Raw genomic sequence first — 1,059 nt, forward strand, 5'->3', positions numbered from 1 at the left:
TGTACTGACCTCGACCGTTGTTGATTCGGTCGATGGGGGTCTTGCCTCTGATGCCGAGGTGGGCTCGTTCTAGGTTGTAGTAGTCGAGCCAGGTGGGCAAGGCGGCTGCGCGCTCGGCGTTCGAGGTGAAGGGTCGGGAGTAGGCCCATTCGGTGGCGAGGGTGCGGTTCAGGCGCTCGACTTTCCCGTTCGTCCAGGGGCAGTGCGGCTTGATGAACTTCTGCGTGATGCCGTGAGTGTCGAGGACCGAGCGGAACGCTGCCGAGTGCCGGTAGGCGAAGGCGTTGTCGCTGATGACCCGTTCGACGGTGACACCGAGTCGGTCATAGAACGCGATTGCGCGTTCTATGACTCCGGCCGCGGTGGTGCCCTTCTCGTCGTCGTGGATCTCCGCGTAGGCGAGACGGGAGTGGTCATCGATCACGGTGTGGACATAGTCGTAACCAATCCCACGGCCGCGGGCTTTCTCGCTGCGTCCATGCGCCCGCCATCCACCGCCGTCCGGGATGCGTCCGAGCTTCTTCACGTCGATATGGATGAGGGATCCGGGGTAGGCGTGTTCGTAGCGGTTCGCGGATCGGCGGGTCGCGCGGATCACTGTCCCGGTGACAGGGTCCAGCTCCCGCAGCAAGGGCGCGTGATGGCGGTGCAGCACTCGCCCGACCGTCGAGGCCTGCATGCCGAGCTTGCCAGCGATGAACACCGGACCCCGGCGGGTCAGATGCCGCATGATCCGCACCCGCGTCTCCCGACACGGACCCGTCCGCGACGGATGCGATCTGGCAACGCTGGATCGGTCGATCAGACCCGCCGGCCCCTCTTCCCGGAACCTGCGCCACCACCGCCACGCGGTCGTGCGGGAGATACCCATCTCAGCTGCGACGTGCGCGACAGCACGACCCGACTGGATGCGCTGAACCATGATCAACCTGCCGGCCGGAGCCAGCCGGGCATTAGCGTGGGACATGAGAGACCTTCGTGTGATCGAACAGGAACCTAGACAGCTCCCACTCGACACCGAAGGTCTCTCCTACGTCAACAACGATCCGGGTCAGTACA

1 protein-coding gene is annotated in these 1,059 nt (G+C 64.7%); it reads right to left on the reverse strand.

The window, feature by feature from the left end; translation table 11 throughout:
- On the reverse strand, positions 1-967 hold a 967-nt coding region (locus ACIOSY_RS17870), incomplete at its 3' end, for an IS481 family transposase (RefSeq protein ID WP_400855559.1).
- Positions 968-1,059: the final 92 nt, after the last annotated feature.

This window comes from Microbacterium sp. NPDC087665, from assembly GCF_044743285.1.
Taxonomy (GTDB): domain Bacteria; phylum Actinomycetota; class Actinomycetes; order Actinomycetales; family Microbacteriaceae; genus Microbacterium.